24 protein-coding genes are annotated in these 21,651 nt (G+C 42.8%); all 24 read right to left on the reverse strand.

The features are described 5' to 3' along the window. Positions 1–12: 12 nt before the first annotated feature. The 24 genes from EKC99_RS04720 to rplS all read right to left on the reverse strand — a co-directional run bounded on the left by EKC99_RS04720 (position 13) and on the right by rplS (position 21,554). Positions 13–621, reverse strand: a complete 609-nt coding sequence (locus EKC99_RS04720) for a MotE family protein (RefSeq protein ID WP_021094211.1) — start codon at positions 619–621, stop codon at positions 13–15. A gap of 6 nt (positions 622–627) precedes the next feature. Continuing rightward, positions 628–1,071: a flagellar export protein FliJ gene (fliJ, locus tag EKC99_RS04725; RefSeq protein WP_021094212.1), complete on the reverse strand. Its 444-nt coding sequence runs from the start codon at positions 1,069–1,071 to the stop codon at positions 628–630. Positions 1,072–1,078: 7 nt separating this feature from the next. Next, positions 1,079–2,392 (reverse strand): flagellar protein export ATPase FliI, encoded by a 1,314-nt coding sequence (gene fliI, locus EKC99_RS04730; RefSeq protein WP_085788773.1) that lies wholly within the window; start codon positions 2,390–2,392, stop codon positions 1,079–1,081. Beyond that, positions 2,389–3,168, reverse strand: a complete 780-nt coding sequence (gene fliH, locus EKC99_RS04735) for a flagellar assembly protein FliH (protein WP_163150797.1) — start codon at positions 3,166–3,168, stop codon at positions 2,389–2,391. The genes fliI and fliH overlap by 4 nt, the downstream gene beginning before the upstream one ends. Continuing rightward, entirely contained in the window at positions 3,152–4,168 is a 1,017-nt protein-coding gene (gene fliG, locus EKC99_RS04740; protein WP_009732885.1) for a flagellar motor switch protein FliG, read from the reverse strand. The genes fliH and fliG overlap by 17 nt, the downstream gene beginning before the upstream one ends. A 13-nt stretch (positions 4,169–4,181) precedes the next feature. Then, positions 4,182–5,768 (reverse strand): flagellar basal-body MS-ring/collar protein FliF, encoded by a 1,587-nt coding sequence (gene fliF, locus EKC99_RS04745; RefSeq protein WP_163150798.1) that lies wholly within the window; start codon positions 5,766–5,768, stop codon positions 4,182–4,184. A 29-nt stretch (positions 5,769–5,797) separates the two neighbouring features. Continuing rightward, positions 5,798–6,088 (reverse strand): flagellar hook-basal body complex protein FliE, encoded by a 291-nt coding sequence (fliE, locus tag EKC99_RS04750; protein WP_043964771.1) that lies wholly within the window; start codon positions 6,086–6,088, stop codon positions 5,798–5,800. A gap of 11 nt (positions 6,089–6,099) precedes the next feature. Then, positions 6,100–6,537: a flagellar basal body rod protein FlgC gene (flgC, locus tag EKC99_RS04755; protein ID WP_009732882.1), complete on the reverse strand. Its 438-nt coding sequence runs from the start codon at positions 6,535–6,537 to the stop codon at positions 6,100–6,102. 3 nt (positions 6,538–6,540) lie between these two features. Continuing rightward, on the reverse strand, positions 6,541–6,921 hold the full coding sequence (flgB, locus tag EKC99_RS04760; RefSeq protein WP_009732881.1) for a flagellar basal body rod protein FlgB: 381 nt from the start codon (positions 6,919–6,921) through the stop codon (positions 6,541–6,543). A 145-nt stretch (positions 6,922–7,066) separates the two neighbouring features. Beyond that, on the reverse strand, positions 7,067–7,846 hold the full coding sequence (codY, locus tag EKC99_RS04765) for a GTP-sensing pleiotropic transcriptional regulator CodY (protein ID WP_009732880.1): 780 nt from the start codon (positions 7,844–7,846) through the stop codon (positions 7,067–7,069). Between the two features lie 12 nt (positions 7,847–7,858). Beyond that, positions 7,859–9,241, reverse strand: a complete 1,383-nt coding sequence (gene hslU, locus EKC99_RS04770) for an ATP-dependent protease ATPase subunit HslU (RefSeq protein ID WP_009732879.1) — start codon at positions 9,239–9,241, stop codon at positions 7,859–7,861. Between the two features lie 13 nt (positions 9,242–9,254). After that, positions 9,255–9,797 (reverse strand): ATP-dependent protease subunit HslV, encoded by a 543-nt coding sequence (hslV, locus tag EKC99_RS04775; protein WP_009732878.1) that lies wholly within the window; start codon positions 9,795–9,797, stop codon positions 9,255–9,257. 15 nt (positions 9,798–9,812) lie between these two features. After that, positions 9,813–10,715 carry a tyrosine recombinase XerC gene (xerC, locus tag EKC99_RS04780; protein WP_009732877.1) on the reverse strand — a complete coding sequence of 301 codons (903 nt, stop codon included), beginning with the start codon at positions 10,713–10,715 and terminating at the stop codon, positions 9,813–9,815. A gap of 60 nt (positions 10,716–10,775) precedes the next feature. Next, on the reverse strand, positions 10,776–12,074 hold the full coding sequence (gene trmFO, locus EKC99_RS04785) for an FADH(2)-oxidizing methylenetetrahydrofolate--tRNA-(uracil(54)-C(5))-methyltransferase TrmFO (RefSeq protein WP_009732876.1): 1,299 nt from the start codon (positions 12,072–12,074) through the stop codon (positions 10,776–10,778). Positions 12,075–12,119: 45 nt separating this feature from the next. After that, positions 12,120–14,189: a type I DNA topoisomerase gene (topA, locus tag EKC99_RS04790; protein WP_163150836.1), complete on the reverse strand. Its 2,070-nt coding sequence runs from the start codon at positions 14,187–14,189 to the stop codon at positions 12,120–12,122. A 104-nt stretch (positions 14,190–14,293) separates the two neighbouring features. Next, on the reverse strand, positions 14,294–15,181 hold the full coding sequence (gene dprA / locus EKC99_RS04795) for a DNA-processing protein DprA (protein ID WP_163150838.1): 888 nt from the start codon (positions 15,179–15,181) through the stop codon (positions 14,294–14,296). Between the two features lie 59 nt (positions 15,182–15,240). After that, complete coding sequence (gene sucD, locus EKC99_RS04800) at positions 15,241–16,143, reverse strand: succinate--CoA ligase subunit alpha (protein ID WP_009732873.1); 903 nt, start codon at positions 16,141–16,143, stop codon at positions 15,241–15,243. A 19-nt stretch (positions 16,144–16,162) separates the two neighbouring features. Then, entirely contained in the window at positions 16,163–17,323 is a 1,161-nt protein-coding gene (gene sucC, locus EKC99_RS04805; protein ID WP_009732872.1) for an ADP-forming succinate--CoA ligase subunit beta, read from the reverse strand. A gap of 123 nt (positions 17,324–17,446) precedes the next feature. After that, positions 17,447–17,713, reverse strand: coding sequence for an EscU/YscU/HrcU family type III secretion system export apparatus switch protein (locus EKC99_RS04810; protein WP_009732871.1), 267 nt, complete (start codon positions 17,711–17,713; stop codon positions 17,447–17,449). Then, on the reverse strand, positions 17,710–18,876 hold the full coding sequence (locus tag EKC99_RS04815) for a hypothetical protein (protein WP_163150800.1): 1,167 nt from the start codon (positions 18,874–18,876) through the stop codon (positions 17,710–17,712). Before EKC99_RS04815 ends, EKC99_RS04810 begins: the two co-directional genes overlap by 4 nt. A gap of 1 nt (position 18,877) precedes the next feature. Then, entirely contained in the window at positions 18,878–19,642 is a 765-nt protein-coding gene (locus tag EKC99_RS04820; RefSeq protein WP_163150840.1) for a ribonuclease HII, read from the reverse strand. A gap of 73 nt (positions 19,643–19,715) precedes the next feature. Beyond that, a complete protein-coding gene (ylqF, locus tag EKC99_RS04825; protein ID WP_205597792.1) occupies positions 19,716–20,570 on the reverse strand; it encodes a ribosome biogenesis GTPase YlqF in 855 nt (284 codons plus the stop codon). Positions 20,571–20,585: 15 nt separating this feature from the next. After that, entirely contained in the window at positions 20,586–21,137 is a 552-nt protein-coding gene (gene lepB, locus EKC99_RS04830; protein ID WP_009732867.1) for a signal peptidase I, read from the reverse strand. A gap of 72 nt (positions 21,138–21,209) precedes the next feature. Further along, complete coding sequence (gene rplS / locus EKC99_RS04835) at positions 21,210–21,554, reverse strand: 50S ribosomal protein L19 (protein ID WP_003394943.1); 345 nt, start codon at positions 21,552–21,554, stop codon at positions 21,210–21,212. Between the last annotated feature and the right edge of the window lie 97 nt (positions 21,555–21,651).

The following is a 21,651-nucleotide window of genomic DNA, read 5'->3' on the forward strand; positions in this document are numbered from 1 at the left end:
TTTCACCTCCTTTCAATTGTTCGCTTTTTTCGCAAGCAAGCTCGTATATTTTGCGGCGTTTGCTGCATCCATTTTTTCTAAAATGGCCGCCACTTTATCTGTTTTTAGTTGCGAAAGCAAATCGACAGCTTCGCGGTCCGACATTTGCGGAATAATTTCTGCTGCTTTTTTTGGAGACATCGTTTCATACATTTTCACAACGTCCACACGTGAAGTGTTTGTTTGTTCTGTTGGTGGCGTTGTCGGCCCCTGAGCTTGTTCTTTTTCTGCTTTCAGACGCGCAATTTCTTGTTTCAGCGCATCAATTTCCCCTTCTTTTTCTTTGAGCGCATCGTTCGCTTTTGTTAGTTGTTTCTCTTTTTCGACAATCGTTGCTTTTAGCTCAACGATTTGTTCTTGTAGTTTCTTTTTTTCGTTTGCTTCCGTTCCTTCAATCCATTGTGATACGAACGGCAATTGACTCGCATATTTTTTCCCTTGTTCAAATACGTTAATACCGGAGAATGTTAAAATAAGTAAAACAACCGAGATTGTAAATAAAAGTGGAATAAAAACGACAAAGAGAAACCATTGAAACTTACTTGTTTTTTTCGTTTCTTCTTCTTTTTCAAACTGTTCCATTGACGCTCACCTTGTCTCTCGATAGCAATATTGCTGTATTGAAATATCGTCCATCTGCTTTTGTTCTGCGATTCGCATTTGTGTTGCAATCATATCGTCATATTTTTCTTTTATTTTTTCGTATTTTTTCACTTCTACATTCAATTCAACTAACTTCAGTTGTTTCAACTCCATTTGTTGTCGGGCTTGCATGACAAGATGTTGATAATGGTCGATAACGCGTTGCAAATTGCTCATAAATTGTTGAAACGAACGAATATGTTGAATCGCTACCCCTAATTGTAGTTGTTGTTTATGTTGTTCTTCATAATCTTCTTTTTGCTTTAAAAAGTGATATAGTTTTTCCGCCACTTCTTCAAATCGGTTGCGCGCTTCTTCATATTCGTGCAACGCTTTTTGTTTTTCATGTTCTTTTAAGTTTAAAATTTTTGTTAATTTAAATGGTGTCATCGTTTATTCACCCTTGTTCAATAAGTTGAAACAACTGTTGAACGCTTTCGTTTATTGTGTACGATTCATGAACATCTTGCTTTAAAAACGAAATAATTTTTGGATAATAACGAATCGCTTCGTCGATTTCTCGCGACGATCCTCGTTTGTATGCACCAATTTGAATTAAATCTTCAGACTGAACGTATGTCGCTAACAACTCACGCAACTTTTCCGCCATTTTGCGATGTTCTGGCGTTACGATGTAGTTCATGACGCGGCTTACGCTTTTTAATACGTTAATTGCCGGATATTGACCTTTGTTTGCTAGTTGTCGTTCTAATACGAAATGACCGTCTAAAATACCACGAACTGTATCGGCAATCGGTTCGTTCATATCATCGCCGTCAACGAGCACCGTATAAAAAGCAGTAATCGTTCCGTGTTCATTCGTTCCCGTCCGCTCAAGCAGTTTTGGTAACATAGCAAAAACAGACGGCGTATACCCTTTCGTCGTCGGTGGTTCTCCGACGGCTAATCCGACTTCACGTTGCGCCATTGCTACGCGCGTGACGGAATCCATCATAAACATGACGTTCAACCCTTGATCCCGAAAATATTCGGCAATAGCTGTCGCTGTATACGCCCCTTTAATGCGCATAAGGGCTGGTTGATCGGACGTCGCAACAACGACAATGGAACGTTTCAATCCTTCTGAGCCAAGGTCACGTTCAATAAACTCGCGCACTTCTCTTCCGCGTTCTCCAATGAGAGCAATGACGTTTAAATCGGCGTTTGTGTTGCGGGCAATCATTCCCATCAACGTACTTTTTCCAACGCCAGACCCAGCAAAAATGCCAACGCGTTGCCCCTTTCCAACCGTAAGCAAACTGTCGATCATTTTCACGCCGACTTCAATAGGCTCCGCAATCGGTGGACGCGTCATCGGATTTGGCGGTTGACGATCGATCGGAACAGCCGTCAGCCCTTTCGGAAGCGGCTGATCATCGAGCGGAGCACCTAACGCGTCAATGACACGTCCGACAAGCGCAGTACCTACTTTGATTTCAAGAGGGGCACCCGTTGCTTCAACAATGCACCCTGGGGCGATGTCTTGCACGGTTGCGTACGGCATTAAAAGCACGTACTCGTCACGAAAGCCGACAACTTCAGCTTGAATTTTTTTCTTTTTTTTATGACCAATATGAATGTAGCACACATCCCCAATGGAACTTTCTGGTCCTTTTGCTTCAATCATTAAGCCGATGACGCGCGTCACTTTGCCAAATCGTTTATACGGGTCGAGCAGTTCGATTTCATTGATAAGCGCTTGCCAGTTCATTCACTTGCCCCCTCGATTCGTTCGAGCAATTGTAACTTCAATTGCTCAAGTTGCGTGTCCACGCTTGCATCAATGCGACCAAACGGAGATTCAACAATACAACTTGTTTCAGCCAATGTGTCATCTGGATAAATGAATAAATGAACGTCTTGATTAAATAGCGCTTTCAGCTCATCTTTTTGGCGAATGACAACATCATAGTACGTCGGGTGAACATACATTTTCACTTCTTCATGCTCACGAACTTCTTTCATGACTTGTTTGACAAGACCGAGAAAATGTTCTTTATTTTCAGCGAGACGTTCACCGATAATTCGTTCCGCCACTTTGCACGCGATAAGCAAAATCGTTTCATCGGCCGACTGCAACATATGATAAAATTGTTCGTTTGCTGATTGCACGATTTGTTTCGCTTCTTGGATCGTTTCCATGTATTGTTGAAATCCGTCTTGGCGCCCTTGTTCTAAGCCGATCGCATATCCTTCTTGACGCGCTTCGTTCACCCATCGGTTTCGTTCTTCTTCCCATTGTCTTCGTTCTTCTGCAATTTGTTGTTGAACAGATGCGTAATACATATCAGCTTCTTGACGAATGTTTGCCGCTTCCTGTTCTGCTTGTTCAATGATCATTTGTGCGTGTGCTGTCATCGCTTCGTCATGTTGCTCATATTCCTCTTGTTGCACGTCTGGCAACACTTTTTTCACTTGAATGACGGCTCGTTGTTCCGTACACGTTTTAGCAAACGGCGCTTTAATTAATTTAGACAATAATATCATCTCCTCCACCGCGAGCGACGACAATTTCACCCGCTTCTTCGAGACGACGAATGACTGCAACAATACGCGATTGTGCCTCCTCTACGTCGCGAAGGCGCACAGGACCCATAAACTCCATTTCTTCTTTAAATGTTTCCGCCATGCGTGAAGACATGTTGCGGAACACGACTTCTTTCACTTCATCGCTAGACACTTTCAATGCAAGCAACAAGTCGGCATTATCCACTTCGCGAATGACACGTTGAATGGCACGATTATCAAGCGTGACGATATCTTCAAAGACAAACATGCGCTTTTTAATTTCTTCTGCTAATTCTGGATCTTGAATTTCAAGCGCATCTAAAATGGTTCGTTCTGTTGCGCGATCGACACCGTTTAACACTTCGACAACCGCTTCAATACCACCCGTTTGTGTATAATCTTGCACAACTGTCGTCGATAGTTTCCGTTCGAGCACTTGCTCAACTTCATTAATCATTTCTGGTGATGTGCGATCCATTAACGCGATGCGACGCGCAACATCCGCTTGCATTTCTTGTGGTAACGCGGATAAAATTTGTCCCGCTTGCGCCGGGTCTAAATAAGACAGCACGAGCGCAATCGTTTGTGGATGTTCGTTTTGCAAAAAGTTTAAAATTTGCGCAGGGTCCGCCTTGCGTGCAAAATCAAACGGACGCACTTGCAAGGCGGATGTTAGACGATTAATAATGTTCATCGCTTGCTCTGGCCCTAACGCTTTTTCAAGCACTTGTTTCGCGTAAGCAATACCGCCTTGGGAAATGTAATCTTGTGCTAAGGCGATTTGGTGAAACTCTTCTAAAATCATTTCTTTTTTCTCGCCATCGACTTGGCGAACGTTAGAAATTTCAAGTGTGAGCTTTTCGATTTCTTCTTCCGATAAATGTTTATATACCGATGCTGAAACGTCTGGTCCTAATGAAATGAGGAGAATGGCTGCTTTTTGTTTTCCTGTTAACTCTTTTGGATCGCGTTTTGCCATACAATCCCCTCCTTTATTCCTCTGCAAGCCATGTTCTTAATAATTTCGCAAATTCTTCTGGCTTTTCTTTTGCGAGCTTTTCAAGCTGCTTCCGTCGCAATGTAGCCTCCGTTTCGACTTCTTCGTTTACGTCTGGAATTTGTACTGCCACTTGCTCTTCTTGCAATGGTCGTTCGTCCATTTCTTCTTTCTTCCGTTTCCGCAACCATAAAAAGACGAGCAAGGCAAGCAACAGCACGATAACTCCGCCACCAACAATATATGCCCACATCGGAATGGCTGATGTTTGTTCATTAAACTGCACTTTTCCATTAAACGGTTGCACAGAAACGACGACGCGGTTTTGTAAATCTGCATCTGTCCATTGTCCAGCGATCTCTTTATCAACGGACGTCCGCACAATCGTACCTAAAATTTTCGTAATATCATCAACCGTTTGAGCAGGAAGTGAATTTGGATCGTTTCGTTTTGGTGGCTCAACCATCACTTGAATGCCTAAATCTTTTATTTTATAAGGACTTGCTACAATTTCTCTTTTTATTCTATTAACCTCGTTATTAATTGTTTCTTCGATTCGCTCATAATCCCCGTTTGTCTCGCCATTTGCTCCTTCATATCCTGGTACGGCGTTTTCTCCCGTTCCTACTGTACCACCTGCTTGAGCTCCTTTGCCGGAAAACGTTTCGGTAATGCGCTGGACGCTTACTGCGATGCCTTCCATATTTTCTTTATCGACTGGCTCAACAAGCTCTTCTTGACGGTTTTCTTGCGTAAAATCCACGTCTGCTGTAACGGAAACGACAACTTTATCTTGTCCAATCATCGTTCCTAACATTTGTTGGACGCGGCGTTGAATGTCGCGCTCGATTTGTTGTTTTACTTCGTATTGTTCAGCAAATGTTTTGCCTGACGAAAAATTTTCTTCATTTTTTAAATCAAAGTACTCAAAATATTGATTCATAATGACGATATTTTCAGTAGGAAGATTCGGCACGCTTTTGGAAACAAGGTGATATAGCGATTTAATTTGCTGTTCATTAAATTTATATCCTGCCTTCGTTTTCAAAACAATGGACGCAGATGCCTCTTCCTGTTGGTCACCAACAAAGATGGTCGGCTGGGGTAGATTAATCATCACCTTTGCATCTTCTACCCCGTCGATACTTTTTATTAAATTGGCGAGCTCTGTTTGCATCGCCTCAATTTTCAACACGTTAAATTCATTATCCGTCATCCCGAAACCAGAGTTTTTTCCGAAAAACGAATAATCAATACTTCCGCTATCTGGAATGCCTTCTGCAGCTAACTCCACTTTTAATGTGTTAACAAGCTGTTCAGGCACTAAAATCGTCGTACCGTTATCGGTAATTTGCGACTTAATTCCCCGCTGATCAAGCGTCGCTTTAATTTGCCCTGCTTCTTGCGGCGATAAATTGCTGTAGAGAGGAACAAAGTTCGTTCGCGTCGCAAAAAAAGCAGTAAGCGCAACAGCGACGACCAACAGCGCGACAAGTCCTAGCGCCATCGCTTTTTGCTGTTTTGTTCTCTCGCTCCAAAACAATTTAAATCGTTCTATCGCTTGTTTTAATCGCTCGTTCATATGCTTCCTCCGCTATCTCTTGAGGTCCATTATACTTGCATTCTCATCACTTCTTGATATGCTTCAATGACTTTATTGCGTACTTCAATTGCTAATTGAAGCGACACGCTCGCTTTTTGCGAAGCGATCATCACGTTGTGTAAGTCAACGTTTTCTCCTTTTGCTAACTTTGTCGTGAGCAAATCGGATTCAATTTGTTGTTTATTTACTTCGTTTATCGCTTCTTTTAAAAATTGTGAAAATGCCCGTTGGGCTTCCGCAGGCTTTATCGCTTGCTGCTGTACAGCTGATGGTAATGTACGTTGAATGCGATCAATCATCGTTTATCCCCCTATTTCCCGATTTCTAGCGCCTTCATTAACATCCCTTTCGTTGCATTTAACACCGTCACATTCGCCTCATACGAACGCGTAGCGCTCATTAAATCAACCATTTCTTTTAACGGATCGACGTTTGGTAGCTGCACATATCCGTTTTCATCTGCATCGGGATGAGATGGATCATACACAAGTTTAAATGGGGTTTGATCTTCGACAATTTTCGTCACTTTCACCCCACCTGTTGATCGTTCGTTCATCGCTTGATTCAAAAAAGAAGAAAACGACTCGTTCGGTTGCATGACAACCATTTTCCGACGATACGGCTGCCACTTTCCATCGACCATTTTGGCACGGGTCGTATCGACGTTCGCCATATTTGCTGAAATGACATCCATGCGTAACCGCTGAGCTGTTAACGCAGAGGCAGACACATTGAAACTTTGAAACATGTATTATTTTCCTCCCTTAATGACCGTTTTTAAGGAGTTAAACTTTCCGTTTAAACGTTCGACTAACGCGTTATAGTAAATTTGGTTTTGCGCTAAATCCGACATTTCTTTATCTAGATCGACATTATTCTTATTATGATTGTAAACGAGATCGTTTTTAGTTGTCACGAAAAATTTATTTGTACTTCCTTTAAACTCAAAATGGCGTGGATCAGTACGATACGCTTGCAACGCTTGCTGAAATTCAGTCCGAAACTGAACATCTTTCGCTTGGAAGTTTGGTGTATCGACATTCGCAATATTGTTTGCGATCACTTTTTGTTTCAATGATGAATAATTTAATCCTTGTTCTAGTATTTGGAATGTATTTGAAAACAATTTCACGGCATATTCCTCCTTGTAAAGACACCGTTCGACAATACACCTTTATTGTAAAAAATTATTTACATAATGTATATAGGGAACATTGGACTATTTTTCACATACTTTAACAAAAGAGGCATCTTTGCGAGAAAGATGCCTGCTTGTTTTAATGATGTTTTAATTTCTCGAGTTCCGTTAAAAATTTATCGTTTAATACTTTAATGTACGTTCCTTTCATACCAAGCGAACGAGATTCAATGACTCCGGCACTTTCTAGTTTGCGAAGCGCGTTGACAATGACGGAACGCGTAATGCCGACGCGATCGGCAATTTTACTTGCCACGAGCAAACCTTCTGTCCCATCTAATTCTTCAAAAATATGCTCGATTGCTTCTAATTCACTATATGAAAGAGAGCTAATCGCCATTTGCACGACCGCCTTGCTGCGCGCTTCTTCTTCAATTTCCTCCGCTTTTTCACGCAAAATTTCCATTCCAACAACTGTCGCTCCGTATTCAGCTAAAATTAAATCATCATCGTGAAACTCTTTATCTAATCGAGATAAAATGAGCGTTCCAAGGCGTTCCCCGCCACCGATAATCGGCACGATCGTCGTTAAGCCATTTTTAAATAAGTCTTTATTTTCAATCGGAAATGCCGTATACTCACTATTAATATCAAGATTTGGGGATGTTTCTGTAATATTAAATAAGTTTTTCGTATACTCTTCTGGGAATTGACGATCTGCTAACATTTTTTTCATTCGTTCATTTTCAATCGTTTGTTTAATGGCAAAGCCGAGCAACTTTCCGCGACGGCTCACAACGAAAATGTTTGCTTCAATGACTTCGCAAAGCGTTTCTGCCATCTCTTTAAAGTTCACAGGCTTTCCGGCCGCATTTTGCAGCATCGCATTAATTTTTCTCGTTTTTTCAAGTAAGTTCATATCGCATCCTCCTTATAAAATAAACTGACTTAAATCTTTATTTCTTACAATGTTTCCTAGTTTTTGTTCCACATATTGTGGAGTAATAACGACCTTTTCAAGATGTACGTCTGGCGCTTCGTATAATAAGTCTTCTAACAATTTTTCCATAATTGTATGAAGGCGGCGTGCGCCAATGTTATCTGTTTGTTGATTCACTTCAAAAGCGACTTCTGCGATTTTACGAATAGCATCGTCAGAAAATTCAAGTTGTATACCTTCTGTAGCAAGTAAAGCGATATACTGCTTTAAAAGCGCATTGTTCGGTTCAACTAATATTTTTACGAAATCATCTACGGTAAGTTTCGTCAATTCAACGCGAATCGGAAAACGCCCTTGCAATTCCGGAATTAAGTCGGACGGTTTCGCCATATGAAACGCACCAGCTGCAATAAATAAAATATAGTCCGTTTTGACCGGTCCGTATTTCGTCATGACGGTTGAACCTTCAACGATCGGTAAAATGTCGCGTTGCACACCTTCACGCGAAACGTCAGCTGATGAACCAACCTGCCCTTTCCGTGCAATTTTATCAATTTCGTCAATAAAAATGATGCCTGATTGTTCTGCTAGACGAATCGCTTCTTGCGTTACTTCGTCCATATCGATCAACTTTTGCGCTTCTTCGTTCGCAAGCACGTGGCGCGCTTCTTTTACTTTTAATTTTCGTTTTTTTCGCTTTTTCGGCATAAAGCTACTTAACATATCTTGCATATTTACGCCCATTTGCTCCATGCCAGCGCCTTGGAATAAGTCGAACATCATCGGTTGTTGCTCTTCGATTTCAACCGTTACTACTTCGTTTTCTAACTGCCCATTGGCCAATTGCCAAGCGACTTGTCTTCGTCTTTCGGCAAGTTGTTGATCTTCGCTGCCGTTTGTCGTTTGTTGTTCCACTGCCCCGCCAAACAAAAGTTCAAACGGGTTTTTCATTGGCTGTTTTGTTTTCCCAGGTACAAGCAGTTCAACAAGCCGTTTGTTCGCTAATTGCTCTGCTTGTTCTTTTACTTCGTTCATTTTTTTCTCTTTCACGATGCGCACAGACGTTTCAACGAGATCGCGCACCATCGATTCTACGTCGCGACCGACATAACCGACTTCCGTAAATTTCGTTGCCTCTACTTTTACGAATGGAGCGCCAACAAGTTTCGCTAATCGCCGTGCAATTTCTGTTTTTCCAACCCCCGTCGGTCCAATCATTAAAATGTTTTTCGGCACGACTTCATCGCGCAATTTTTCATCTAATAAACTGCGGCGATAACGATTTCTTAATGCGATCGCTACCGCTTTTTTTGCTTCATGCTGACCGACGATAAACTGATCAAGCTTTTCAACAATTTGTTTTGGCGTTAACATGCCGCTCCCTCCTCTACAGCTCTTCAACGATAATGCTATCGTTTGTGTATACGCAAATATCGCTCGCTACTTTTAATGCCGCTTCCGCAATTTGCTTCGCTGTTAAATGTTCACCTGCATACGTCTTCAATGCCCGACCAGCTGCTAACGCATAGTTACCCCCGGAGCCAATCGCTAAAATGTTATCGTCTGGTTCAATGACTTCGCCTGTTCCAGAAATGAGCAACATATGTGTGGCATCCATGACGATTAACATCGCTTCTAATCGGCGCAACACTTTGTCGCTCCGCCACTCTTTCGCTAGCTCAACCGCTGCCCGTTGTAAATTCCCGTTGTATTCTTCTAACTTTCCTTCAAACATTTCAAACAGCGTAAACGCATCAGCTACCGCTCCTGCAAAACCAGCTAACACTTTGCCATGAAAAAGTTTACGAATTTTCCGGGCTGTATGTTTCATTACTACGGCATTGCCGAACGTCACTTGACCATCGCCTGCCATCGCTCCTTTTCCTTGATGGCGAATCGCAAAAATCGTCGTCGCATGAAATTGACTCATAACCCATCCTCCTTTTTATGCACGCGGGTGAGAATGTAAATAAACGTGGCGCAAATGATCTTTCGTTACATGTGTATACACTTGTGTTGACGAAAGATGCGCATGACCTAACAATTCTTGCACAGAACGTAAATCAGCACCTTCATTTAATAAATGCGTCGCAAACGTATGGCGAAACACATGGGGACTAACTTTCAAAGAAAGGGCAGCTTGTTCAACGATGTCGTTTAAAATGTGACGTACCCCTCTTGGCGTTAATGCTCCACCACGCGCATTTAAAAAAAGCACATCCGTTGGCGCTTTTGCTTTACTTACCAGTTGCTGACGTCCGTCTTGTATATATCGTTCAAGCGCTTCTTTTGCATACGTACCAAACGGGACATATCGCTGTTTATTTCCTTTTCCGTAAATTAAAATGGTACATACAGAGAAATCAATGTGCGATAAGCGAATGTTACAACATTCACTTACACGAACACCTGTTGCGTATAATAGTTCAATGATCGCTTGGTTTCGTTGACCGATCGCTGTATTCAAATCATTGACAACAAACAACTGTTCTAATTCATCTGGATACAAAAAATGTGGAATTTTCTGTTCTTTTTTCGGCAACGATGCAAGCGCAAACGGATTTTCAGAAACGATTTTCTCCCGCACTAAAAATTTATAAAAGCTGCGCAAGCTCGACATTTTCCGGGCAATCGAACGGCTGGATTGCTGACGTTTATGAAGCTCTGTTAAAAACAAGCGAACGTCGCTGTAAGACACTTCTTGCAACTGTTTAACTTGTTCGCGCTCCATAAATTCAAAAAATTCGCCAATATCATGCTTATAACACGCAATTGTATATTCTGAATAATTTTTTTCTATTTGTAAATATTCAATGAACAAATTTAACGTAAAATTCACATTTTCCATTCGATCACCTCACAAGAGCTACTAAATAGTAGCACAATTTAGTAGCTCTTGCAACGAATTTCACCATTTTTTTAAAAAATTCTGAATCGTTTCTAATGCCCGTTGTGCATATCGTTCATTTTTTTTCTTTTTATCTTTCATTGGCTCGTCGAGCGGTGCGAATAAACCGAAATTCGCATTCATCGGTTGAAAATGTTTCGGATTCGCCGATGTAATATAATGCGCCATGCTTCCAATGGCCGTCTCTTGTGGAAATACGACAAGTTCTTTTCCAAGCACATAGTGCGCAGCATTGATCCCCGCCACAAGTCCTGATGCCGCTGACTCGACATATCCTTCGACCCCGGTCATTTGTCCTGCAAAAAATAAATCTTCTCTTTCTTTATATTGATATGTCGGTTTTAATAACTTCGGCGAATTAATAAACGTATTACGGTGCATGACACCATATCGTACAATTTCTGCTTGCTCAAGCCCTGGAATGAGGCGAATGACTTCTTTTTGCGCCCCCCATTTTAAATGCGTTTGAAAACCGACAATATTGTACAACGTTCCTGCAGCATCATCTTGACGAAGCTGAACGACGGCAAAAGGACGTTTGCCTGTACGCGGATCTTCTAAGCCGACAGGTTTCATTGGTCCAAACAACAACGTCTTTTTTCCGCGTCGCGCCATCACTTCAATTGGCATACATCCTTCAAAATAAATTTCTTTTTCAAACTCTTTTAAAGGTACTGTTTCAGCAGAAATGAGCGCATCATAAAATCGGTCGAACTCCTCTTCTGTCATCGGACAATTAATGTATGCTGCTTCGCCTTTGTCGTAGCGGGACTTTATATACACTTTTTCCATATCAATGCTTTCTTTCTCAACAATCGGTGCAGCCGCATCGTAAAAATATAAATATTCTTCCCCTGTCAACGCCTTAAGCTGTTCCGAAAGCGGCTGTGATGTTAACGGACCTGTCGCAATAATCGTTGGGCCTGTTGGAATAGTTGTTACTTCTTCGCGCACAACCGTCACATTCGGATGATTCGCTACCATGTCTGTGACTTTCGCCGCAAATTCGTGACGGTCGACAGCTAAAGCTCCACCAGCGGGCACGGAACAAGAGTCCGCTGCTTTCATAATGACGGAATCTAACCGACGCATTTCTTCTTTTAATACACCGACTGCATTCGTTAACGTATTTGCGCGAAGAGAATTGCTACATACAAGTTCTGCAAACTTGTCTGTATGATGCGCAGGAGTTTGTTTCACCGGGCGCATTTCATATAATTTGACACGAATGCCGCGCTTCGCGAGTTGCCATGCCGCCTCACTTCCTGCTAATCCTGCTCCAATGACTGTTACTTCCATCTATATTCCCTCCTCGATAAAATGGGTGAGGGTATGCGCCTCACCTTACTGTTGTTCGTTATATTCACATTGTGTACATTGAATGTGCACGCTCTTTTTCCCTTTTTTCTCAACGAGCATGCCACCGCATTTTGGACACGGTCGATTGATCGGTTTATCCCATGAAACGAAGTCGCATGTTGGGAAACGATCGCAACCATAAAACATGCGCTTCTTTTTGCTTTTTCGTTCGACGATATTTCCTTCATGACAGCGCGGACATGTGACACCGATATGTTTGACGATCGCTTTTGTATTGCGACATTGCGGGAAATTTGAACAAGCGATAAACTTTCCGAAGCGCCCCATTTTGTATACCATTGGGCTTCCGCATACATCGCAATCGACATCCGCTGATTCATCTGCTATTTCGACTTTTTCCATTTCAACTTCAGCCACTTTTAACCGCTTTTCAAACTCGCGATAAAATTCGTCAATGATGCGTACCCATTCTACTTTCCCTTCTTCAATGTCATCTAAGTTTTTTTCCATTTTTGCTGTAAACTCGACATCTAAAATTTCCGGGAAAAATTGCATCATTAAATCAAGGACAATTTCCCCAAGCTCTGTTGGAACGAATCGTTTGTTCTCAAGCGTCACATAATTGCGTTTTTGAATCGTATCGAGCGTCGGAGCGTATGTCGATGGACGACCGATGCCGAGCTCTTCTAACGTCTTGACAAGGCGCGCTTCCGTATAACGTGGTGGCGGCTGTGTAAAATGTTGCTTTCCTTCAATATCTTTACTAAATACGCGCTCCCCTTCAACAAAATCTGGCAGTAATCGTTGTTGTTCATCTTTCGGATCGTCTGTTCCTTCCACATATACTTTCATAAATCCTGGAAATTTGACTGTCGAGCCAGTCGCGCGAAAGACGACCGAACCGTTTGAAAGCTCGACCGCAACCGTATCGAGCACAGCTGGGGCCATTTGGCTAGCGATAAAGCGCTCCCAAATCAGTTTGTATAGCTGATATTGATCGCGTGTCACATGCGGTTTAATGGCGCTCGGATGACGCCAGACGGACGTTGGGCGAATCGCTTCGTGCGCATCTTGCGCGTTCGCCTTTTGTTTTTCTTTTCTTTTTTCTGTTGCTACATATGATGTACCGAACGTCTGTTCAATATACTGAATCGCCTCTTGTTGAGCGCTTTCTGATACACGCGTGGAGTCTGTACGCATATATGTAATTAAACCGACAGTTCCTTCGCTTCCAAGATCAATTCCTTCGTATAGCTGTTGTGCGACCATCATCGTCTTTTTCGTGCGAAAATTCAACTTCCGTGCAGCCTCTTGTTGTAATGACGATGTAATGAACGGAGCGACCGGATTGCGCTTTCGCTCTTTTTTCGTCACCGCTGTGACGACAAATTCATTCCCTTGTATATGGCTTAACACATGTTGTACATCTTGTTCTGCTTTTAAATCGATCGTTTCGTTGTCTAGCCGATAAAATTGCGCTTCAAATGTGTCATTGCCTTTGACAAACGTCCCTTGAATCGTCCAATATTCTTCTGGTTGAAACGATTGAATTTCTTTTTCACGATCAATAATTAAGCGAAGCGCAACAGATTGCACACGCCCTGCGCTTAACCCTTTTTTTACTTTTTTCCAAAGCAACGGGCTAATGTTGTAGCCGACAAGGCGATCGAGCACGCGCCGCGCTTGTTGTGCATGAACTAAATGCATATTAATGGCGCGCGGTTGTTCAAACGACTGTTTAATCGCATCTTTTGTAATTTCGTTAAATACAACGCGACATGGGGAGTCGGTATTTAAATCAAGCAAATGTGCTAAATGCCAAGCGATCGCTTCCCCTTCGCGATCCGGGTCGGCTGCAAGAAATACTTTTTTTGCTTTTTTCGCTGCTGTTTTCAACTCTTTGATGACCGAACCTTTGCCACGAATCGTAATATACTTCGGTTCATAATCGTTTTGTATATCAACGCCCATTTGACTTTTTGGCAAATCGCGCACATGCCCCATCGATGCTTTTACTTTATACTTTTTTCCTAAGTATCTTTCAATCGTTTTCGCCTTTGCTGGCGACTCTACAATGACTAAGTAGTCTGACATCATTTTGTCCTCCCTTAAGAGGTAATTCGTAAAATAAAATCTTCATTATTATTAATGATGATTCGTTCATTTGTCAAACATCATTTTTCGATTTTTTCTTTCGCTCATGTAAAAAGATGTCGAAATTCCTCTTCGATATCGTCGCTTGATAAGATTAATTTCGCTCCTTGTTGAATTAAGCGATTCGTTCCGTGCGCTTCTTTCGTCGTGATGTCACCTGGGATCGCAAACACTTCCCTTCCTTGTTGTAGCGCAAAATGAGCAGTAATTAGCGAGCCGCTTCGCTCTTTCGCCTGCACGACAACCGTGCCAACAGACAAACCGCTAATGATCCGGTTGCGCATCGGAAAATGCCATGTTTGTGGGCGAACAAACGGCGGGTGCTCAGAAATAACGAGTTGGGTTGTCGCTAATTGTCGAAATAATGATTCATTTTCAGGAGGATATATATAACGCAATCCCCCTGCCATGACCGCAATGGTTTCACCGTTATGGCGTAAACATAAACGATGCGCTTCGGCATCGACACCTTTCGCTAATCCGCTCACAATGACCCACCCGCGTTCAATGAGCGGCGGAAAAACGATGTGCATCGCTGCAATTCCTTGACGGGTTGGTGTTCGTGTCCCGACGACGCTTATTAATTTTTTTCGCTTCAATAATTGCACGTTTCCTTTCGCATATAGTACCCATGGCGGATCGTATATATGTTTAAGCCACTCTGGGTATTCGTCGTCCTTCATTGTTACAATATGAATGTTTTGCTCCTCATATGTTTTTATCATACGTTTCAATTTGTGACAATGCAAATCATGGAAAAAAGCAGCGAAATGTTTTTCGGGGATTGTCAGTAATCGTTGAAGTTGCTGAGAAGAAAGATGAAAAATAGAGGCAAGGGATGGATCAACCTCAAGTAAGCGCGCGATGCTTTTCCATCCGATCCCACGACAATGATGCAAATGAATAAGCCTTTCGCGATCTGTATCGTACATCATATCCCTCCTTTGTATAAAAATCGTCCTAAGGTCTGCTCCTTAGGACGATTGAACGATTAATGTGTTTTACACTTTTCGTATAAACCGCGTTCTTTTAATACAGAGATGAGCGTTTCGCCGATCACAGATGGCGTTTCAGCCACTTTAATGCCGCATGCTGTCATCGTTTGAATTTTTTCTGCGGCTGTTCCTTTGCCACCAGAAATGATCGCACCAGCATGTCCCATGCGCTTTCCTGGAGGAGCTGTTTGTCCACCAATAAAGCCGACAACCGGCTTTGTCATGTTCGCTTTCACCCATTCTGCCGCTTCTTCTTCTGCTGTTCCACCAATTTCACCGATCATAATGACCGCATATGTGTCTTCATCTTCGTTAAACGCCTTTAATACGTCGATAAAGTTTGTCCCGTTCACTGGGTCACCACCAATGCCAACGGCCGTCGATTGACCGATGCCTGCTTGTGTTAATTGGTGAACCGCTTCGTACGTTAACGTACCAGAGCGCGAAACGATACCGACGTGACCTTTTTTATGAATGTAACCTGGCATAATGCCGATTTTACATTCTTCTGGCGTGATGACACCAGGGCAGTTCGGACCGATAAGGCGCGTTTTCTTGCCTTCCATATAGCGCTTGACTTTCACCATATCCAATACAGGAATGCCTTCTGTAATACAAACAACTAAGTCGATTTCTGCATCGACAGCTTCCATAATCGCATCCGCAGCAAATGCCGGCGGAACATAGATGACAGAAGCGTTCGCTCCTGTTTTTTCAACCGCTTCAGACACCGTATCAAATACAGGCACACCTTCTACTTCTGTTCCACCTTTTCCTGGTGTGACACCACCAACGATGTTTGTGCCGTATTCGATCATTTGTTTTGTATGGAACAATCCTTGTGAACCTGTAATTCCTTGCACGATTACTTTCGTATCTTTATTAACAAAAACGCTCACGTTTCTCCCATCCCTTCTATTAGCTTACTAGCGAAACGATTTTTTGCGCGCCGTCTGCCATCGATTCAGCGGCTGTAATGTTTAGTCCAGACTGTTCTAAAATCTTTTTGCCTAATTCGACGTTTGTTCCTTCTAAACGAACGACGAGCGGAAGGTTTAAACCGACTTGTTTTGTCGCTTCAACAATCCCGTTTGCGATCACGTCGCATTTCATAATGCCTCCGAAAATGTTTACGAAAATGCCTTTTACTTTCGGATCAGATAAAATGATTTTAAATGCTTCCGTTACTTTCTCTGTCGTCGCACCGCCACCAACATCTAAAAAGTTCGCTGGTTCGCCGCCATAATATTTAATAATGTCCATTGTCGCCATCGCTAAGCCTGCACCGTTTACCATGCAGCCGATGTTTCCATCAAGCGAAATGTAGTTTAAATCATATTTTGATGCTTCAATTTCTTTTGGATCTTCTTCGTCTAAATCGCGATATTCTAAAATGTCTTTATGGCGATATAACGCGTTAGAATCAAAGTTTAACTTCGCATCAAGCGCCATAACTTTTCCGTCTCCTGTAACAACGAGCGGGTTAATTTCAGCGATCGAGCAATCTTTTTCGACGAACACTTGATATAAGCCTAACATAAATTTGACCGCTTGATTGACAAGCTCTTTCGGAATGTTGATGTTAAACGCCATGCGACGCGCTTGAAACGCTTGTAAGCCGACAGCTGGGTCAATGTACTCTTTAAAAATTTTCTCTGGCGTTTTTGCCGCTACTTCTTCAATTTCTGTTCCACCTTCTTCAGATCCCATTAAAACAACGCGGGATGTGGCACGGTCAACAACAAGTCCAATGTAATATTCTTTTTTAATGTCGCATCCTTCTTCGATAAGAAGACGTTTTACTTCTTTTCCTTCTGGACCTGTTTGATGCGTAACAAGCACTTTTCCTAATAGCTCACTCGCATATGTACGAACTTCTTCTAAACTTTTCGCGACTTTTACACCCCCTGCTTTTCCGCGACCGCCGGCATGAATTTGCGCTTTGACGACACAAACGCTACTGCCAAGCTCTTTCGCCGCCTCGACCGCTTCTTCAACCGTAAACGCCACACGGCCGTTCGGCACGCTCACTCCGTAGCTTCTGAGGATCTCTTTTCCTTGATACTCATGAATATTCATACCCCATCCTCCTATGTATAAAAATAAAAGTACTAGCGCTTTCATTGTATAATGATACTTTGTCAGTTGTCTACCATTTAGACAGAAAATTCTTTAACAAAAGAAAAAGAAGCGACGGTCACTTCACGAGCGCTCCTCTATCTTTTTTTCTATTTGATAAATGAACGCAAATACTTCAGCAACGACTTTGTACAGCTCCTCGGGAATCGTTTCGTTCAATTGTAATTGACTAAGCATTGTAGCGAGCGTTTGATCTTCGTAAATCGGGACGTCGTATTGTTTCGCGCGTTCAATGATACGCTCAGCAACCATTCCTTCCCCTTTTGCCACAACGACGGGGGCAATATGTTGTTCGTTGTACGACAAAGCAACGGCACGTTTTCGTTTCATACGCGATAATCGACTCCTTTATAAGAAAATGGTTCAACAAGTAACCGTTCGCTTCGCTTGTTCATCGGCGGTTTAACGGAAACGGCAGAAAGCGTGTAGCCATGTTCAGCAAGCTTCTCCTTTAGTGCCGGCTCAAGGGCGGATGCGTACAGTTCTACATGGGGCGTGTCGTTAATGATCGAAATATGAACGATGCGTTGTTGAATATGAACGTCTACAATCGTTTCTTTTAACTTCGCCATCGTCAAATAAAATAAAATGCGACAATAGTCTGTATCCATTTTTCCGTTTTCTCGTTGTTTTCCGCGCCATTGAATCGTCACATCTGTTGCATGCGTCCCGATGAGTAACGGAAATTGAGTAAATATATGTTGGAGCGAATGGTCGTTTGTTGATAACAACTGATATGCTTTCATCCGATCAAGTAATGAGGTGATCTCCGCTTTTAACTCACCTGTTGCTTCTTCGGCTGCTGTTTGCAATAAAACGAGCCATTCATCTTGTTGTTTCATCGTCTCTTCAAGCAGTTGTTGAATATGTTCAGGCGAAAAAGAAGAAAGTGTCGGCATATGGCGTAAATAGGAAGAAAGTGTCGCTAACGTTCCTTTTGGATGAGCACGATCAATAAGCGCCGCAAGCATAAGCCGCTGTTCATATAGCGGCTGATCATGCTGTAAAGTGACGAGCGCACGAAACACATCGTCATGAAGCGGCAAATTGTGCATCAACAGCCATTTGATTGCTTGCACCTCTTTTTCACCGCCTGTTCGCAACCAGTGCCGAATGAGCGCCATGTCGTTCTTTTTAAACGAAAATGATTCATTCATCATCCAACGAACGAGCGCTTTCGTTTGTTCATTCTCGGGTAGACGAAAATGACGAATGACGCTTTCTTCATCTGTCAGCTTTGCTGGACGAGGCAATATGTTCAGCTCAAGCGGCATCGTCTTTCGCACTTGAAACGTATATGTTCCGCCTTCTTTAACAGGTGAATGCAATTCTGCTGTCAGCGTATAACCCCCGATGCGAACGAGCGCCGTTTGATCTTCATTGATTTTTTCGATTTTTCCGTAAATCATGTCGCCAACTTGAAACGTCGGTCCTTTCGGCAAGCGGACCGTCTGCCTATCGTCAAATAACGTGCGCATCCATTGGACGTTCATTTCATTCCCCTCGTTTCATTCGCTCACGAATTGGCGCAAAAGAACGACGATGTTCATCAATGACACCATATCGTTCAATCGCTTGAATATGCGCTTTCGTTCCGTAGCCCATATGTTTCTCAAATCCATATTGCGGATATTTCTCACCTAGCTGTTTCATCATCCGATCGCGCGTCACTTTCGCTATGATGGAGCTTGCTGCAATAGATGCACTATGCGCATCTCCTTTAATGATGGATGTTTGCGGAATCGATAGCGGAATGTGCATCGCATCAATAAGCAAATGTTCGGGAGCGATCGCAAGCGCTTGGACGGCTTGCACCATCGCTTTTTTCGTCGCTTCGTAAATGTTTAGCTCGTCAATTTCACGGGCGCTCACTATGCCGATGCCGATCGCAAGCGCCGTTTGCTGAATGACAGAAAACAATTGCTCTCGCTTCGTTTCCGATAGTTTTTTCGAATCGTCCAAATGAGGTAAAAACACGTCTTTCGGCAAAATGACCGCAGCGGCAACAACTGGGCCAGCGAGCGGACCGCGTCCCACTTCATCTACCCCAGCGATGTAGCGCACGCCTTTTTCATATAGCGCCTGCTCATATTGCAACATATGCGAAAAACGTTCCCGTTCGCGTTTTTCTGTTTCTTTTTGTTTATACCATTGTTGAACGAGGCGTTGGACGCCTTTTCGCTCATCGTGTAATAGTTGTTGAAACCATTCATCTGTTTCATCGCAAATCGTTTGTAATCGTTGTTTGATCTCTTGCATATTCACACTCGATCACTCCTTATATCCTATATCGGCAAATTGGCAAAAAAATAAAGGCCCGCTTATGCGAACCTTACAGGCGATCAAAACTGAGCCGTCCTAATTTTTCTGTGCGAATATCGCGCAACACAAGCTCAGCTACTTTATCGTAATCTACGACGCCTCCAGCAGCTAAACAGCCTCGTCTTTTTCCGATTTCATCAAACAATACAACGATGTCTTCTGGAATATCCGAAAGCGCGTACCGTTCTTTTAAACGCTCAGGATAATAAGCAGCTAAAAAGCGTAACGCGTATACAGCGACGTCTTGTAAATTTAAAATCGTATCTTTAATTGCCCCTGTTGTCGCAAGCTTGAATCCGACTTCTTCGTCTTCAAACTTCGGCCATAAAATCCCTGGCGTATCAAGCAGCTCAAGTTCTTTGCCGACTTTAATCCATTGTTGTGCTTTCGTCACTCCTGGTGTATCGCCCGTTTTCGCGATATGTTTTCCGGCCAGTCGGTTAATGAGCGTCGATTTTCCGACGTTTGGAATTCCGACAATTAACGCGCGCATCGCGCGAGGACGTTTAATTCCTTTAGCCATCATTTTTTCAAACTTTGGGCGCAACTTCTCTTTTGCGACCGTCACAATTTGCTTCACGCCCGTTCCGCTTTGTGAGTCGATCGCAATCGCTTCGATTTGTTGCGTGGCGAAAAATTCAATCCATTGCTTTGTGACGTCTGGGTCAGCCATATCCGCTTTATTTAACAACATGATGCGCGGCTTATTTGCGACGATTTCATCAATTAACGGATTGCGGGATGACATCGGGATGCGCGCATCAACAAGTTCAAATACGATATCAATGAGCTTTAATTTTTCTGTTACTTCTCGTTTCGCCTTCGCCATATGGCCGGGAAACCATTGAATCGTCATCGTTGCCACCTACTTTGTAAGATGTTATTCAACAATTCGCGCATCAGAAAGGGGCCAATAGACGACCGACGTTTTGCCTACGACTTTATCCATTGGAATAAAGCCGATATGACGGCTATCTTTGCTGTAGCGACGATTATCTCCGAGCACAAATAAATGACCTTCTGGAACCGTTTTTCGTCCCCATAGTTCTTCAAGTGTAAACGATTCTGTTAGCGGACCATCAAATACTTGCTTTTTCTCTTCGTCTAAATAAGGCTCTTTATACGGCTTTCCGTTAACATATAGCGTGTCGTTTTTATATTCAATGCGATCGCCCGGAAGCCCAATGACGCGCTTAATATAGTCTTTTCCTTCTTCTGCATGAAACACAATAATATCAAATCGTTCTGGTTCGCCAATTTTGTATGCCACTTTATTCACGATCATACGATCTTGGTTATGTAATGTCGGCATCATCGATTCCCCTTCAACGATAATCGGGGCAAAAATAAAATAGCGAATACCTCCTGCTAACGCCACCGCAATAACAATTGCTTTCAGCCATTCAAACCATTCGTTTTTTTGTTTTTCCATCCGTCTCCCACCTATATGATGAATGTTGAAAAAGGAGCTTGATGATCAAGCTCCTCGCAATCATGTCTTTTGTTAGATGATTTCTTTGATGCGTGCTGCTTTACCGCGGAGTTGACGCAAGTAGTACAATTTCGCGCGACGAACTTTACCGCGACGAACAACTTCTAATTTCGCAATCTTCGGCGTGTGTAATGGGAATGTACGCTCAACACCTACACCGTAAGATACTTTACGCACTGTAAATGTTTCGCTAATTCCACCACCACGACGCTTGATGACAACGCCCTCAAATACTTGGATACGCTCACGGTTTCCTTCGACTACTTTTACGTGAACGCGCACTGTGTCACCAGGGCGGAATTCAGGAAGATCGTTACGTAGTTGTTCTTTTGTAATTTCTTGAATTAAATGATGCATCATATTCATCTCCTTCCAACAGATGCTCATGCTTATGTTTATCGTTCATAGCAGCGGAACATCGTTTTACGTGCGACGTAAGTCACAACGTTTATAC

Source organism: Anoxybacillus sp. MB8 (assembly GCF_011006755.1).
In the GTDB taxonomy this organism is placed as follows: domain Bacteria; phylum Bacillota; class Bacilli; order Bacillales; family Anoxybacillaceae; genus Anoxybacillus; species Anoxybacillus gonensis.